The organism is Nocardiopsis algeriensis (genome assembly GCF_014203695.1).
In the GTDB taxonomy this organism is placed as follows: Bacteria; Actinomycetota; Actinomycetes; order Streptosporangiales; family Streptosporangiaceae; genus Nocardiopsis; species Nocardiopsis algeriensis.
In genome coordinates this window covers 69,786-85,337 of record NZ_JACHJO010000012.1, presented here as the reverse complement: position 1 = coordinate 85,337, position 15,552 = coordinate 69,786, and the positions used below count along the sequence as shown (strand labels likewise).

13 protein-coding genes are annotated in these 15,552 nt (G+C 72.2%); 11 read left to right on the top strand and 2 right to left on the bottom strand.

Translation table 11 applies throughout. The features are described from left to right. Nucleotides 1-24 precede the first annotated feature (24 nt). Nucleotides 25-507, bottom strand: a complete 483-nt coding sequence (locus FHS13_RS18865; protein ID WP_184293283.1) for an ATP-binding protein — start codon at nucleotides 505-507, stop codon at nucleotides 25-27. 1,326 nt (nucleotides 508-1,833) lie between these two features. Between FHS13_RS18865 and FHS13_RS18860 the strand changes: the two genes are divergently transcribed. The 11 genes from FHS13_RS18860 (at nucleotide 1,834) to FHS13_RS18810 (ending at nucleotide 14,194) form a co-directional block, all read left to right on the top strand. Then, nucleotides 1,834-2,409 (top strand): hypothetical protein, encoded by a 576-nt coding sequence (locus FHS13_RS18860; RefSeq protein WP_343065083.1) that lies wholly within the window; start codon nucleotides 1,834-1,836, stop codon nucleotides 2,407-2,409. Between the two features lie 50 nt (nucleotides 2,410-2,459). Further along, nucleotides 2,460-2,942 carry a hypothetical protein gene (locus FHS13_RS18855; protein WP_184293281.1) on the top strand — a complete coding sequence of 161 codons (483 nt, stop codon included), beginning with the start codon at nucleotides 2,460-2,462 and terminating at the stop codon, nucleotides 2,940-2,942. A 397-nt stretch (nucleotides 2,943-3,339) separates the two neighbouring features. After that, complete coding sequence (locus FHS13_RS18850; RefSeq protein WP_184293280.1) at nucleotides 3,340-4,008, top strand: GntR family transcriptional regulator; 669 nt, start codon at nucleotides 3,340-3,342, stop codon at nucleotides 4,006-4,008. A gap of 71 nt (nucleotides 4,009-4,079) precedes the next feature. Beyond that, on the top strand, nucleotides 4,080-5,051 hold the full coding sequence (locus tag FHS13_RS18845) for a tripartite tricarboxylate transporter substrate binding protein (protein WP_184293279.1): 972 nt from the start codon (nucleotides 4,080-4,082) through the stop codon (nucleotides 5,049-5,051). Between the two features lie 5 nt (nucleotides 5,052-5,056). After that, a complete protein-coding gene (locus FHS13_RS18840; protein WP_184293278.1) occupies nucleotides 5,057-5,575 on the top strand; it encodes a tripartite tricarboxylate transporter TctB family protein in 519 nt (172 codons plus the stop codon). After that, nucleotides 5,572-7,077: a tripartite tricarboxylate transporter permease gene (locus tag FHS13_RS18835; protein WP_184293277.1), complete on the top strand. Its 1,506-nt coding sequence runs from the start codon at nucleotides 5,572-5,574 to the stop codon at nucleotides 7,075-7,077. The genes FHS13_RS18840 and FHS13_RS18835 overlap by 4 nt, the downstream gene beginning before the upstream one ends. Nucleotides 7,078-7,137: 60 nt before the next feature. After that, nucleotides 7,138-8,007: a dihydrodipicolinate synthase family protein gene (locus tag FHS13_RS18830; RefSeq protein WP_184293276.1), complete on the top strand. Its 870-nt coding sequence runs from the start codon at nucleotides 7,138-7,140 to the stop codon at nucleotides 8,005-8,007. Between the two features lie 34 nt (nucleotides 8,008-8,041). Continuing rightward, nucleotides 8,042-9,751 carry a dihydroxyacetone kinase family protein gene (locus tag FHS13_RS18825; RefSeq protein ID WP_343065082.1) on the top strand — a complete coding sequence of 570 codons (1,710 nt, stop codon included), beginning with the start codon at nucleotides 8,042-8,044 and terminating at the stop codon, nucleotides 9,749-9,751. A 175-nt stretch (nucleotides 9,752-9,926) separates the two neighbouring features. Then, the gene (locus tag FHS13_RS18820) at nucleotides 9,927-10,673 is read left to right on the top strand and encodes a hypothetical protein (protein WP_184293274.1); all 747 of its coding nucleotides are present in this window, start codon (nucleotides 9,927-9,929) and stop codon (nucleotides 10,671-10,673) included. 107 nt (nucleotides 10,674-10,780) lie between these two features. Then, nucleotides 10,781-11,494, top strand: coding sequence for a hypothetical protein (locus FHS13_RS18815; RefSeq protein ID WP_184293273.1), 714 nt, complete (start codon nucleotides 10,781-10,783; stop codon nucleotides 11,492-11,494). A gap of 114 nt (nucleotides 11,495-11,608) precedes the next feature. Further along, nucleotides 11,609-14,194, top strand: a complete 2,586-nt coding sequence (locus FHS13_RS18810; protein ID WP_184293272.1) for a glycoside hydrolase family 9 protein — start codon at nucleotides 11,609-11,611, stop codon at nucleotides 14,192-14,194. 119 nt (nucleotides 14,195-14,313) lie between these two features. On the opposite strand, the gene FHS13_RS18805 is transcribed toward FHS13_RS18810, so the two are convergent. After that, complete coding sequence (locus tag FHS13_RS18805) at nucleotides 14,314-15,435, bottom strand: PQQ-dependent sugar dehydrogenase (protein ID WP_184293271.1); 1,122 nt, start codon at nucleotides 15,433-15,435, stop codon at nucleotides 14,314-14,316. Nucleotides 15,436-15,552: the final 117 nt, after the last annotated feature.

Genomic DNA, 15,552 nt, shown 5'->3' with positions numbered 1-15,552 from the left:
AGAGGTCGAGGAGTCCCCACCGTGTCAGCGGGTGAAGATGTAGGGCCTCAGGCCCGGCGGAGGTGTGGTGCCGCTGGGCAGGGGGACCAGGGCCCAGGTGGAGGTGCCCAGGTCAGCCCAGGGGCAGGTGCGTGAGTATCCCCAGGCTGTGGACAACTCCTGGATCATGAGGAGTCCGCGCTGGCCCTCGGCCTCGTCCCACTCGTCATCGCTGCGCTCGGTAGGGATCTGCGGAGCACTGCCGCTGCCTCCGTCGTCAGTGAAGCCCAGGCGCAGCAGGCGTCCCCGGCGCAGGCACAGCGTGCGGAGAACCTGGCCGTCTTTCTGGCCGGAGGCGGTGTACTTGCAGGCGTTGGCGAACAGCTCACTGGCGCACAGGGCGAGGGTTTCGACCGCCTCGTCGGGGAAGCCGGCCAGGTCGGCGGCCAGATCGCGGCGGACCTGCCTGAGCTGGGCCAGGTCACCCGGGTAGGTGCGGTGTTCCCAGAAGGCACGGCGCACGCTCATGCGGGCACCCCCATCCGGAGGTTCTGCCGCTGGACGTGCCACATGCGGGTGAGCCGGGCCAGTTCACGGTCCAGCTCGGCCTCGTCCACACGGTGGTGACGACCCCGCGCAGGAACGGGCGCAGGGACAGACACCGGCACAGGGGCGGACGCAGAGCCGGACTCAGGCTTGAGCTCGGGTACAGGCGCGGACACGGGTGCAGACGCAAGTGCGAGTGCGGGCTCGGGGAGGGGGCGGTTTCGCAGGCGAGCAGGTCGCCCTCCAGGACGCGCGGCTCGGGTAGCTGGGGAAGCTGAGGTGCCTGGGGCTGCTGGGGTGCCTGGGGGAGCTGGGGCGGGCGAGACGGTTGGGGCTTCTGCTCGGATCCGATGTCTGCCTGGAAGGCGGCGCGCATGCGGGCCACGTGCTTTTCGTGGGCCTCGTAGTAGGGCCGCACCAACGCCACATCGTCGGCGCTCAGCACCTGGCGGGGCTCGGACAGACGAGGCTCGGCCAGACGGGGCTCGGCCGGACGGGGCTCGGCCGGACGGGGCTCGGCCGGACGGGGCTCGGCCGGACGGGGCCGGGACTGGGACTGGGAAGGCGCGGGGGTGTGTCGCGAAGCGGTCGCCGGGGCGGGGCCGGCCACGTAGCGGCGGACCCGCGTCGACCTGCGGCGACGGGAGAGAAGACCGGAACCGCAGTGGCGGCCGCGGGGCGGGAAGATCAACGCCAGGAGCGTACCGAGGGTACGGCTCACAAGCGCAGCACTAAACTGGTGCACGCTGGCAATCCTGTTCTTCAAGTGGTGAGTTGCTGGCCACGACCCCGGGCGCTTGATGGCGTCGCGGGGTCACGTGTTCAGTTGTTGGATTCGAATAAAGAATAGAGGATCCAGGGAGCGCTATGGAGAGATAGCGGGAAAAAATTTCGGGAAGACGCATCTCCCCAGGCCAGAACTTCGCCGAGAACATCCCTGGCGAATGCCATCAAAGTCATTTGATTGGACATTTCACCGCTAAACGGCGCCCCCCTTGGACCCCAGCACCCGACCGAACATCCGGCCGACCACACCGTGCGCGGGAGCGACCCGCACCCTCCGGCGCCCTGGTCAGGAAGCCCTCTCCCCCTTGGCGGCCTCAGATGTGAAACAGATAAAGGTCGAGGTCAGCACCGGAAAACGGACAAGTCCCATGGCTCACCGAGGGCCCCGACGCACTCCCCGGCCCCTGTCTTCCCTCCCCGGCGAATGGAAACCGAGCGTGTTTCGAAATGGCTTCCATGGGCAGAGGGGCCTCCACAGGAGGTGCCCCCTTGGAAACATCAACCATAGTTCTCATAGCTGTAGTGGTACTGGCCGTCATCGCCATCGGATTGGCGATCGCCGCGTACCTCAACCTTCTCCCCGGCAGCAGGTCCGGCAAGCTGAAGAAGCACTTCGGTGACGAATACCAGTACGCCGTGGAGTCCCACGGGGACAGGGAAGCCGCCGAGCGCGACCTGTCCGAGCGGCTCCGGCGGCGCCGGGGCATGAAGCTCCGCGACCTGACCAGCAACGAGGTCAAGGCCCACGACGACGCCTGGGCCGCCGTCCAGCAGGAGTTCGTGGACAACCCCGTCCGCGCCGTCCGCGACGCGCAGGCCGTGGTCGAGTCGGCCATGGCCGACCGCGGCTACCCCGACGTCCGTCCGGGTGCCGAGGGTGGTGCGGGCTTCGAGCAGCGCATCCGCGACCTGTCGGTGGACCACCCCGCGGCCGTCGCCGCCCTGCGCCGCGCCCAGCGCGCCGGGCGTACGGCCGACCAGAGCGGTACCGAGCACCTGCGCGAGGAGCTGGTGGCCTACCGCGGTCTCGTGGACGCCCTGGCCGGCGGACTGCCGGCGGCCCACGGCACGGCCGAGCACTCGGGGAGGAGGCTGTGATCAACCCCGGAGACAACCCGCGACAGCACGCACGAGGTGAGGAGGACCGCATGGTGGACCACACGAACGGCACCGGCGAGACCCGGCACGGCGAGCACCGCTGGGAGACCGGCTCCGCCGAGACCCGTCCCGCCCACGGCGACGTGTCGGTGGTGGACGCCGAGGTGACCGACCCGGGCGCGTCCACGGGACACCACGGCGGCGCCGGCAGCCAGTACGCGAACATCCCGGGGCAGCGCAGCTCCGACGCGGAGGGGCAGTGGCAGCTGCGTCCGCGCGGGTTCGAGCCCGAGGAGCTCCAGCTCCGCTGGCGCGAGGCCCAGGGCGAGTTCGTCGACGACCCGCAGCGGGCCGTGCGCGAGGCCGACGCCCTGGCCGAGAAGGTCGCCGGCGCGCTGGTCTCGGAGATCGAGTCCCGGCAGGCCGCGCTGCGCTCCGCCTGGGGCGACGGCCGCAACGACACCGAGTCCCTGCGCGTGGCCCTGCAGGACTACCGCTCCTTCCTGGAGCACCTGACCGGCAGCCGTGTCTGACCGCCCTCCACCGCATCCGGACAAGCGAAGGCCCTGACCTCCCGGTCGGGGCCTTCGCCATGTCCGCCCCGCGTCTCCGGGACATCCGCTCCTGCGCCTGGCCCGGTTCCCGTGGCCGCGTGAATCCTTGTGACATCTCGGGTGCGGCCCCCGACGCACGGGACCCGCGCACCTCTCCAGAGGGCTCCGGAGCTCTCCCGGACACCTCATGGGCCCTCCGAACAGGGAGGACACAAAAAATTTTTGCCTCCGTTGGACCTCCCGGAACCCCTGCGGTTACGGGGCTCTGACCCAGTGCGGGCCCAAGGTCCCGAAGTTCTCTTGTGTTCCATCCGTTGACACGTGTCACATAATGACTCAACCTGGTCAACAGTTAACCGTTAACCGAAGGGAAGCCATGTCGGAGATCCTGCCGATCAAGCAGCAGGCTCTCGGCGACAAGGTCGCCGGCGAGCTCCGGCGCCTGATCGTCACCGGGCGCTACGCGCCCGGGACGGCCCTGGTCGAAGGCCACCTGGCCGAGCAGTTCGACCTGAGCCGCGGCCCCATCCGGGACGCACTGAAGATCCTGGCCTCGGAGGGCCTCATCGACACCAACCGCCGCAGCGCGACCGTGGTCGGGCTCGACGGGGACGACATCGACGAGCTCTTCTCCCTCCGGGAGTCCCTCGAACGCCTGGCGCTGGAGATCGGTCTCCAGCGCGACCGCTCCGCCCTCGTGCAGGGCCTGCGCGGTCCGCTCCAGCAGATGCGGAGCGCGGGCGAGTACGGGGACGCGGACGGCTTCACCGTCGCCGACGTCCGCTTCCACTCGGTCTTCTACGAGGTCGCCGGTCACCGCCGTCTCGCCGACGTGTGGGCGCAGTACCGGCCGACCATCGAGGTCCTCCTCCTGGCCTCCAACGAGCGCTACGAGGACCTCGAGCCCTCGGTCACCGCCCACGAGGTGCTGGCCGGGCTCATCGAGTCGGGAGACCCCGACGCCGTCTTCGCCGAGCTGCACGACCACCTGGACAACGCCCGGCTGAGGCTCCGAGCCCCCTATTCCCGTCCCGGGTCGGACTGATCCGGCGGGAACCACACCCATTCACCGAGGCACGGCCCCGTGCGGGCCGGCACCGAAACACCGGAGACAACATGCGCCCCACATTCTTCAAACTGGCAGCCGTCGCGACAGGAGCGGTGCTCCTCACCGCGGGTTGCGCCGACCGCGGGGGCGTCACCGAGGACTCCTCCGAGTACCCGAGCGAGGACGTCACCCTCGTCGTCCCCTACGACGCCGGAGGTGCCTCCGACCTCGCCGCGCGCACCCTCGCCGCGGAGATGGAGGAGACGCTCGGGCAGAGCATCATCGTCGAGAACCGCAGCGGCGGCGCCGGCTCCGTGGGCCTGGAGTACCTCGCGGGCCGCCCCGCCGACGGCTACACCATCGGCTACCTGCCGGTCGAGACCGTCATGCTCGGCCACCAGGGCTACGACGTGGACCCGGCCGACTACGACCTGATCGGTCAGATGGTCTCGGTTCCCGCGACCGTCGCCGTCCCCGCGGACAGCCCCTACGAGACCCTGGACGACCTGGTCGAGGCCGCCAAGGAGGACCCGGGCTCCATCACGGTCTCCAACTCCGGCGCGGGCTCCATCTGGGAGGCCGCCACCACCGAACTGGGCAACGCCACCGGCAGCGAGTTCAAGCCCGTGCCCTTCGACGGTGGCGCCCCCGCCGTGACGGCGGCCGTCGGCGGCCAGGTCGACGCGGTCGTCGCGGGCATCTCCGAGACCGCCCCGTCGCATTCCGAGGGCCAGCTGCGCGTCCTGGCGGTGTTCGACTCCGAGCCCTCCGAGTCCCTCCCCGACGTGCAGACCGCCGCCGAGCAGGGTGTGGACGTCACCATCGGCGGCTGGGGCGGCATCGGCGCGCCCGCCGGCCTGCCCGAGGACGTGCTCCAGAAGCTGGAGGAGGCGTTCGCCGCGGCCGCCGACTCCGAGGAGTTCACGACCATCATCAGCGACTCGGGCAACATCCCGGTCAACGTGCCCGCCGCCGAGTACGCGCAGTTCGTCGAGGACGAGCACAAGCGCTTCGGTGAGCTGCTCGGGAACCAGGACTGACACCCGTGTCCCCGGAAGCACCCGGCACCGGCGCGCCCTCTCCCGCCGAGGAGGGGGCGCGCTCCGCCCACCCGCTGCGCGACCTCGTCCCCGCCGCCGCGGGTGCCGCGCTCGCGGTCGGCGCGTTCGTCCTCACCCTCGGCATCCCGGTGAGGGAGGGCCTGACCCAGATCGGTCCCCGGTGGTGGCCCGAGGTCCTGTCGGGGGCGCTGCTCCTGCTGGCCGTCCTGCTGGTCGCAGGCACCCTGCGGAAGCGGTCCGCGAAGGCGGTCGCCGCCGACACCGACATCCCGGACCCGGCCACCCGCGAAGGGGCCTGGCGGCTGGTCGCCATGCTCGGCTCGATCCTCGGCTACGGCGTGCTCTGGTACTTCGTCGACTTCCGGGTCTCCACGGCGCTGCTGTTCGCTGCACTGACCTGGATCGGCGGCGGCCGGGGATGGAAGGCCCTGCTGCTCTTCCCCGTGGTCGTGACCACGGTCCTCCACCTCTTGTTCGGCGTCCTCCTGAGAGTGCCACTATGAGTCCGATCGTCGAGGGTTTCGGCGCGCTGCTGGACCCCACCATCCTCCTGTGCATCGGCGCGGGCGCCCTCCTCGGAATGCTGGTCGGAGCCTTCCCCGGTGTGACCGCGACCATGGCCGTCGCCCTGGCCAGCAGCTTCACCCTGGCCCTGGACCCGCTTCCGGGCCTGGCCGTGCTGCTGACGATCTACGTGTCGTCGAACTTCGGCGACCGGGTGCCGGCGATCCTCGTCAACACCCCGGGGACCCCGGCCTCGATCGCGACGACCTTCGACGGCTACGCCATGGCTCGCAAGGGCCAGGCCGGCCTGGCCCTGACCGCATCGGCCTTCGCCTCGGCCTGGGGCACCGTGGTGGGGCTCGTCCTGCTGATGGTCGCGGCGATCCCGCTGTCGCGGCTGGCCCTGAACTTCGGCCCCGCCGAGATGTTCGCCCTCGTCGTCTTCGGTCTCACGATGATGATCGGCGTCTCGGGCGGCAAGATCGTCAAGGGGCTGATGGCGGGTGCCCTGGGTCTGCTGCTGGGCGCCGTCGGGCGCGACCCGATCACCGGCACGCCCCGCTTCACCTTCGGCATTCCGGAGCTCTCGGACGGCGTCCCGTTCATCGCGGCCATCATCGGCCTCTTCGGCATCGCCGAGGTGCTGAACCAGATCCTCACGCACCGCCGCGGGCACAAGGTCGAACCGATCAAGGAATTCGGCCGCTGGTTCCCGAACAAGAGGGACTGGCGCACCATGCTCAAGCCGCTGGCGGTCGGCAGCGGGGTGGGCGGTGTGGTCGGCATCGTCCCGGCCACCGGCGGCGACATCGCCGGCATCCTCGGCTGGGACCAGGCCCGCCGTGTCTCCAAGCGACCCGACAGGTTCGGCAAGGGCTCCCTGGAGGGCATCACCGCCGCGGACACCTCGTCCAACGCCACCCTGGGCGGCTCCGTGACGACGACGCTGGCGCTCGGCCTTCCCGGTGACTCGGTGATGGCCGTGATGATCGGCTCCATGGTCGTCTGGGGCATCCAGCCCGGCCCGTCCCTGTTCACCAACCAGCCCGACCTCGTCTACAGCATCGCCGGCATCATGCTGATCGCCACGGTCGTGGCCCTGCTGGCCAGCATCATGCGGATGCGCGGTGTGGCCAAGCTGCTGGAGCTGCCCCAGCACTTCCTGTGGGCGGTCATCCTCGTCTTCTGCATGGTCGGCACCTACGCGGTGAGCAACAACGTCTTCGACGTCGGCGTCATGCTCGTCCTCGGCCTGGTGGGCCTGTTCCTGAAGCGCTTCGGCATCCCGCCGGGGCCGGTCGTCCTGGGTCTGATCCTGGGCTCCCTCGCCGAGGGCAACCTCCGCCGGGCGCTGGAGATCGGCGGGCCCGCGAACATCCTCACCAGTCCCATCGCCGTCGGTCTGCTGCTGGTGAGCCTCCTGGCTCTGGTGGGTCCGCCGGTGCGCACGGCCCTGCGCAACCGCCGTGCGAAGAAGGCCCTCGAGACCCCCGCGCCCTGATCCGGCCGGCGGCCGGGCGCACCCGGCCGCCGCCTCCCCACTTCCCTTCCAAGGAGAACCATGCCTGCGTCCGCCAAGGTGATCACCGCACTGCCCACCCCGTTCCTGGCCAACGAGTACCTCGACCCCGCGGGTGCGGCCGAGCTCTTCACCGCGGTGCGGGACAAGGGCGTGGACGGCGTGTTCGTCGCGGGTACCACCGGTGAGTTCACCGCGCTGGACGACGAGGAGCGCCTGGAGACCATCCGGACCGCTCTGGAGGTCTTCGGCCCCGAGGGCGTCTACGCCCACGTGGGTGCGGCCGCCCCCCGCCAGGCCGAGGGCCTGGTCCGCAGGGCGGTCGAGGCCGGCGCGGTCCGCCTGGCCGCGATCACCCCGTACTTCCTCCCCGCGCCCGAGGACGCGCTGCTGCGCTACTACGAGCGGCTCGTCGCTGCGGCCGGGGACGCGGAGGTGTACGCGTACCTGTTCCGGCTGCGCTCCACCACCCCGGCCGCGCCCTCCGTGCTCGACCGCCTGGCCGGCATCGGCGTGCGCGGTGTGAAGATCAGCGGCGAGTCCGACGCGTCGGTGGCGGCCTACCTCGCCGCGGCGCCGAGGGGCTTCTCCGTGCTGTCCGGCAACGACATCGCCTTCGAGGAGTTCGTGCGGGCCGGCGGCGCGGGCGTCGTCTCGGGTGTCTCCTCCGTGTTCCCCCGCCCGTTCGTCGCGATGCGCGACGCCCTGAACAGCGGTGACGCCGAGGGCGTGCGGGCGGCCCAGCCGCTGATCGAGCGGGCCGTCGCCGCCGTTCGGGCCGGGAGCATCCCGCACCTGAAGGCGGGCCTGGCCCTCCAGGGCCTGGCCGCGGGCCCGGCCCGCGTGAGCGAGGGCTCCGTCTCCGAGGCGGACCTGGAGGTCCTGCGGGAGACCGCCGAGGCCCTGGCCTGAGACCTGTTCCGAAGGCATGCCCGAGGAGGCGGCAGTGGTACTGAAGAAGATCATCAACCGGCCCGAGGACTTCGTCGACGAGGTGACCGAGTCCCTGCTCATGGCCCACCCCGACCGCCTGCGGGCGGTGACGGCCGACCGGCGTGCCCTCGTGCGCGCCGACGCGCCGGTGCCGGGCAAGGTGGGCATCGTGACGGGAGGCGGCTCGGGCCACCTGCCGCTGTTCCTGGGATACGTGGGGCAGGGCCTGGCGACGGGGGTCGCCGTGGGGAACGTCTTCTCCTCCCCCTCCTCCGAGCAGATCGCGGCCGCGACCCGGGGCAGCAACGGGGGCGCCGGGGTGCTCTACCTGTACGGAAACTACGGCGGCGACGTCTACAACTTCGACCTGGCCGCCGACGTCGTGGCGGCCGAGGGCATCGGGACGGCGACGGTGCTGGGCACCGACGACGTGCTCTCGGCGCCCCGCGGCAAGGAGTCGACCCGGCGCGGTGTGGCGGGGCTGTTCTTCGCCTACAAGACCGCGGGTGCCGCCGCCGAGCGCGGTGACGACCTGGAGGCCGTACGCGCGGTCGCCCAGCGCACGGTGGACCGCACCCGGACGATGGGTGTGGGCCTGTCCCCCACGATCCTGCCCGCCGCGGGAGAGCCCACGTTCACGCTCGGCGAGGGCGAGATGGAGGTGGGAATCGGCATCCACGGCGAGCCGGGGAGCCACCGGGGCGCCCTGGAGACCGCGGACGAGATCACCGACCGCTTCCTGACCGAGATCCTCGGCGAGCTCGACCCGAAGCCCGGGGAGCGGGTCGCCGTCCTGGTCAACGGCCTGGGCGCGACGCCGCTGGAGGAGCTCTACCTGATCTACCGGCGCGTGCACCAGGTGCTCGGCGAGCGGGGCGTGGTCATCCACCGCCGCTACATCGGCGAGTTCGCCACGAGCCTGGAGATGGCGGGGGCCTCGGTGTCGCTGCTGCTGCTCGACGACGGCCTCGCCGAGCTCCTCGACGCGCCGGCCGCGTCCCCGTTCTTCTCCCAGGGCGACACGGGTGCGGTCCCGGAGGCGGCTGTGCGGGATGCGGAGGACGGTGCTCCCGGGGCGGTCGGCCGGGCACCCGAGCCGCGCCGCACCGGCACGCCCAGCGCTCTGCGATCCCTGATCGCCGACGTGCTGGAGCGCATGCCGGCGCACGCCGACGAGCTGCGCGAACTCGACTCCAGGCTCGGCGACGGCGACCTGGGCATCACGGTCTCCGCCGGGGCCGCCGCCGCCCGTGAGGCGCTGCTGGCCCTGCCCGAGGACGTCCACCACGCCGACGCGCTGAGGGCCGCCGCCTCGGCGTTCGCCGCGGCGAACCCCTCGACCTTCGCCGCGCTGGTCGGCACCGGCCTCCTGGCCGCGGCCGCCGCGTCGGAGGAGAGCGAGCGGCTGTCGGCGGCGGACGCCGCGCGCCTGACCTCCGCCCTGACCGCGCGGGTCCGCGAGCGCGGCGGTGCCCGGCCCGGGGACAAGACGTTCGTCGACGTCCTGCTGGGTGTCGAGCGGGCCCTGGAGGGAACCGCCGGCGCGGGAGCCGCCGCCGCTGCCGCGGCCGGGGCCGCGGAGCGGACCGTGGAGGAGACCCGCGGCCTGACCTCCTCGCGCGGCCGGGCCGCCTGGGTCGGCGAGCGCGGCGCCGGCGAGCGCGACCCCGGCTCGGTGGCCGTGCTGCGCTTCCTGGAGGAGCTGCGCGACCGCCTGGCCTGACCGGACCGCCCCCGCCCCGCCGTGCCGTCCTCGCGGCGGGGCGGGGGCCCGAAGCCCTGTGTACCAGGCCTGTTCCCGCGCGGGCACCTGTAGCATCGACTTCCGGAATTCCCCTGTACCCCGGTCTCCCATGACCGTGCGGCAGGTTTTTCGGCACACACGGGAGCGGATGTTCATGGACACTGAAGACACCCAGGTCATGACCAGGACGGGCGAGTTCACGACCACCCTGAGCTGGCAGGAGTCCGTCCGCAGCCGGGTCGCGGCCGCGATGGACCGCTTCGCGGGCCCGCTGGCCGAGCTCGCCGAGCGCGATGCCAACGACGGCGACACCCGCATGCTCGTCGCCGACTTCTTCAGTGTGGCGCTGAACTTCAGCAAGTACCAGGACCTCACCACGGAGTACCGCACCAGCGGCGACTCCAACGACTACGCGATCCTGATGGACGAGAAGCTGTTCGCCCCCATCGAGGTCCGCCGGATCAACCAGGAGCTGGACCAGCGCAGCATCCAGATGGCCCGCCGCCTGGCCAACAAGGAGGGGGCCGAGTGGATCTACCTGACCAACGGCCGGGTCTGGAAGGTCTACCACCTGCCCGAGGGCAAGAACAACCGCCCGGTCGAGGTGGTCAGCGCCGACCTGGGCGACCCCGAGGCCTACTACCGCAACCTCGACCAGATCTTCCACATCACCCGTGAGTCCATCGTGCACGGCCGTCTGGAGGCCCTGCGGCGCTGGCGCGAGGCGGTGAACGCCGACCCGATCACCGAGGCCCTGACCGGTGACGCCGTCGTCGACACCGTGCTGCGCGAACTGCGCGAGGCCACCGGCCACCCGGGGCACGCGGGCGACGCCGACGAGGTGCGCCGCGCCCTGGCCGAGCAGGTGGTCGCCCGGACCCCGGCGTCCGAGGAGGAGTAACGGGGGAACGGCCCGGAGCGGGGCCGGGGACGCCGTGCCGACGGCGTTCCCGGCCCCGTTCGCGTGATTCCCCTGAGGAAAGCGAAAACCCTGGTTAACCTGGGGTTATGGGCACCCGCACCTCCCCCGTCACCGAACTCCTCCGGGCCGACACCGAGGGGGTCCTGCTCCCCCTCGTCGACGCCGCGCTCCCCTGCGGTCCGACGGAGGTCGATCCCGGTACCGCCGGGCGCATGGTCCGTCCGTACACGTGGCTGGTGGAGCACGTGGGGCCGGACGGCCTGCGCCTCACCGGTTCGGGCTACCTCCCGCCCGCCAGCGTGGCCGCGGCGGCCGAGGAGTTCGGTCTGAGGCGCACGTGGACGGGCTCGTTCGCCCGCGAGGAGACGGCGCTGCCCGTCCTGGTCCTGCGCGAGTCCGCACAGCAGCTGGGTCTTCTGCGCAGGCGCGCGGGCGTGCTGCGGCGCTCGGTCCCTGCGGCCCGGGCCCTGGGCGATCCGGTGGCGCTGTGGCATCTGGTGGCCGAGGGGCTGCCGCTGCGGTCTTCGGGCGAGGACGGCGGCCGAGCGGGCCTGCTCCTGCTGCTGGCCGTGGCGGCGGGCTCGGACTCCCCCTACCGCGACGTCGCCGCGGGCCTGTCCGCACTCGGCGGTTCCGGAGGAACGGCGGTGACCGCCAGAGCGGCCGCCGACCTGTGCGCCGCGACCGCCTGGGTTCTGACCTGGACGGGCGCGATCCGCGGCAACGACCTCCTGGGCACCCTGCGCCCCACACCGGACGGAACCCTGCTGGCCCGCGCGGCTCTCGGGCACCTTGCCTGATTTCCGACGTACTCTCCGTGCCCCCATTGACACCTGTGAGCGAGGACACAAGAATGGTCACACTTTTAGTGGGAGCGCTCCCAGCTTCGCCCCCCAGCGGAAGGACGACCCCCCTTGAGCCCGCAACGAACCACGGCCGTATCGCTGAGCGCCACGGCGGCGCTGGCGCTGGGCCTGCTGCATCCCCCTGCTGCCACGGCCGACGACGCACCGGTCGAACAGATCACCAACGGCGACTTCGCCGACGGCACCACCGGCTGGTGGGGCACCGAGCAGCTCACCCTCGACGCCTCCGACGGCGTCCTGTGCACCGACGTCCCCGGCGGCACCGGTGACCCGTGGGAGGTGATCGTCGGCCAGAACGACGTCCCCCTCGTGGCGGGCGAGACCTACGCCTTCTCCTTCTCCGCCTCGGGACTCGAGGGCCGCCCGGTGCGGGCCCTCATCCAGGAACCCGTCGACCCCTGGCGCACCGAGCTCGACGAGCGGCCGATCCTCGGCGCGGAGACCACCCGCTACGAGTACGTCTTCACCGCCACCACCGACCGGGAGGACGGCCAGGTCGCCTTCCAGATCGGCGGCTCCGACGAACCCTGGACCTTCTGCCTGGACGACGTCTCCCTGCTGGGCGGGGCCGAGCCCCCCGTGTACGAGCCCGACACCGGTCCGCGCGTGCGCGTCAACCAGGTCGGCTACCTCCCCCACGGCCCCAAGGGCGCCACCGTCGTCACCGACGCCGAGGACCCCCTGCCCTGGACCCTGAACGCCGCCGACGGCTCGGTCGCCGCCGAGGGTGAGACGACCCCCTACGGCACGGACGACACCTCGGGCCAGAACGTGCACACCGTCGACTTCGGCGGCGTGACCGCCGAGGGCGACTACACCCTGACCGCCGACGGCGAGACCAGCCACCCCTTCGCCATCGCCGCCGACCCCTACTCCGCCCTGGCCGCCGACGCGCTGGAGTTCTACTACACCCAGCGCAGCGGCATCGAGATCCTCGACGAGATCGCCCCCGGCTACGGGCGAGAGGCAGGGCACGTCGGCACCGCCCCCAACCAGGGCGACACGGACGTCACCTGCCACCCCTCCCACCCCTGCGACTACTCCCTCGACGTGTCGGGCGGCTGGTACGACGCGGGCGACCACGGCAAGTACGTGGTCAACGGCGGCATCTCCGTGCACCAGCTCATGAGCATCTACGAGCGGGCGCACACCGCCCCGACCGGCGACCCCGACCGGTTCGGCGACTCCACCCTCGCCCTCCCCGAGCAGGGCAACGAGGTCCCCGACGTGCTCGACGAGGCCCGCTGGGAGATGGAGTTCCTGCTGGCCATGCAGGTCCCCGAGGGCGAGGAGCTCGCGGGGATGGCGCACCACAAGGTGCACGACGAGCGGTGGACCGGACTGCCGCTGATGCCCGCCGACGACCCGCAGCCGCGCTACCTGCACCCGCCGTCGACGGCCGCCACGCTCAACCTGGCCGCGACCGGCGCCCAGTGCTCGCGGGTGTTCGCCCCGTACGACGCCGACTTCGCCGCGACCTGCCTGGCGGCGGCCGAGACCGCCTGGGACGCCGCGGTCGCCCACCCCGACCGCCTCGCCACCGCCGGCGGCGAGGGCGGCGGCCCCTACGACGACGACACCGTGGCCGACGAGTTCTACTGGGCGGCCGCCGAGCTCTACCTCGCCACCGGGGACGCCGCCTACGAGGAGGCGGTGACCTCCTCCGAGCTGCACACCGGCGACGTCTTCACCGAGGGCGGGTTCGACTGGCGCTGGACCGCGCCCCTCGGCCGGCTCCAGCTCGCCACCGTCCCCAACGGCCTGGAGGACCGCGGCGACGTGCGCGCCTCGGTGGTCGAGGCCGCCGAGGAGTACCTGGCCAACGTGGCGGAGCACCCGTACGGGCTGTCCTACTCCCCCGACAGCGGCGTGTTCGCCTGGGGCTCCAACGCCCTGGTGCTCAACAACATGGCGGTCATGGCCACCGCCTACGACATCGGCGGCGACGTCCGGTTCCGCGACGGCGTGCTGGAGGGCCTGGACTACATCCTGGGCCGCAACGCCCTCAACCGCTCCTACGTGACGGGCTACGGCACTGCGGACACGGTCAACCAGCACAGCCGCTGGTACGCCCACCAGCTCGACCCGGCCCTGCCCAACCCTCCGGCGGGCACCCTGTCGGGCGGGCCCAACTCCGACGCCGCGACGTGGGACCCCGTCGCCCAGGCCAACCTCGCCGGGTGCGCGCCGCAGTTCTGCCACATCGACCACATCGACTCGTGGGCGACCAACGAGCTGACCATCAACTGGAACGCGGCCCTGGCCTGGGTTGCCGCGTTCGCGGCCGACCAGGGTGACGCGTCGGCGCCGGCCTCCTCCAGCTGCGAGGTGGAGTACACGGTGCACGACTCCTGGCCGGGCGGGTTCAACGCCCAGGTGACGGTCCGCAGCACGGGCGGCGGGCTTCCCGAGGGCGGAGAACTGGTGTGGTCCTTCCCCGGCGGACAGGCGGTGTCCGACTCCTGGAGCGCCGAACTCGCGCAGTCCGGCCGGGTCGTGACCGCCGGTTCCCTCGGCTGGTACTCCGGGAGCAGCGACAGCAGCGAGGCGACCTTCGGATTCCTCGGGTCGACGGGGCCCGGGCCGAACGCCTCCCCCGAGCGGTTCACGCTCGACGGGTCCGTCTGCGGCTGATCCCTTCCGGCGGCAGGGTGTCCCGGTGCCCTGCCGCCTCCCGGAGCGGGTGTCCTCCCACCGCGCTCCTTCCGGGAAGGGCGGGGCCCCGTTTGGAGAGCACGGGGCCCCGCCCGCACTCATTCCAGGGGCACGTGCAGGATCCGGTCGTCGCCCTCCGCGGGGTCGCCGCGCCCGTCGAGGTTGCTGGTGGCGACCCACAGGCCGCCGCCCCCCGGTGCGGGGAGCACGGTGCGCAGGCGCCCGTACTCGCCGGTGAGGTGCGCCACCGGCTCCCCGAGCTCACCGTCCCCCTCCAGCGGTATCTCCCACAGGCGCTCGCCGGCCAGCCCGGCCACCCACAGGGAGCCGCCCGCGACCGCCGCCCCGCTGGGCGAGGCCTCGTCGGGCTCCCAGGTCACCAGCGGGTCGGTGTACTCCTCGCCGCCGCCCGGGCCCTCCACCTCGGGCCAGCCGTAGTTCGCACCGGGTTCGATCAGGTTGACCTCGTCGAGGCGGTCCTGGCCGAACTCGGTGGCGTACAGGTTCCCCTCGCCGTCCCAGGCCAGCCCCTGCACGTTGCGGTGTCCGTAGCTGAGGACCGGGCTGTCGAAGGGATTGTCCTCCGCCGGCTCGCCGTCGCGGTCGACGCGCAGGATCTTGCCGCCCAGGGAGTCGCGGTCCTGCGCCAGTCCGGGCCGCCCGCCGTCGCCGGTGGCGACGTACAGGAACCCGTCCGGTCCGAACGCGATGCGCCCGCCGTTGTGGTTGCCCGCCGAGGGGATGCCCTCGACCAGGACCTCGGGCTCTCCCAGATCGCCGTCGGCACCGTACTCCATGCGCACGACCCGGTTGTCCGCATCCGTCGTGAGGTAGGCGTACACGTAGGGCTCGTTGGGGAAGGCCGGATCGAGCGCCAGGCCCAGCAGGCCGCCCTCGCCCGTGGCGTCGACGCCCTCGACCTCTCCGACGGAGGAGGTGTCCCCGTTCGCGGCCAGGCGGACGATCTCTCCGCCCCGCTCGGAGACGAGTGCCGACCCGTCGGGCAGGTGGGCGATGCCCCAGGGGACCTCCAGACCGGTCACCACGGTCTCGGGGGTTCCCGCGTCCAGCTGCTCGGGCGCGGGATCGCCGTCCTCGGCGGAGGGCGGTGCGCCGCCGCCCGGCTCCTCCCCGCCCTCGCCGGAGCAGGCGGCCGCCAGGGAGAGGGCGGAGGCCGCGGCCAGGAGGCGTGCTGCGGTGGTGGCGTTCCTCGGTCTCATGCCGTCCCCTTACCCGGTTCTCGGGGCGCCACGTGTGAGGCGGGGCGTTCGGGCAAGGGGGAAGAGCACTGTCACCACCGGGAGGGAGAGGGACATGGGCAGGAGCAGAGGCAGCGG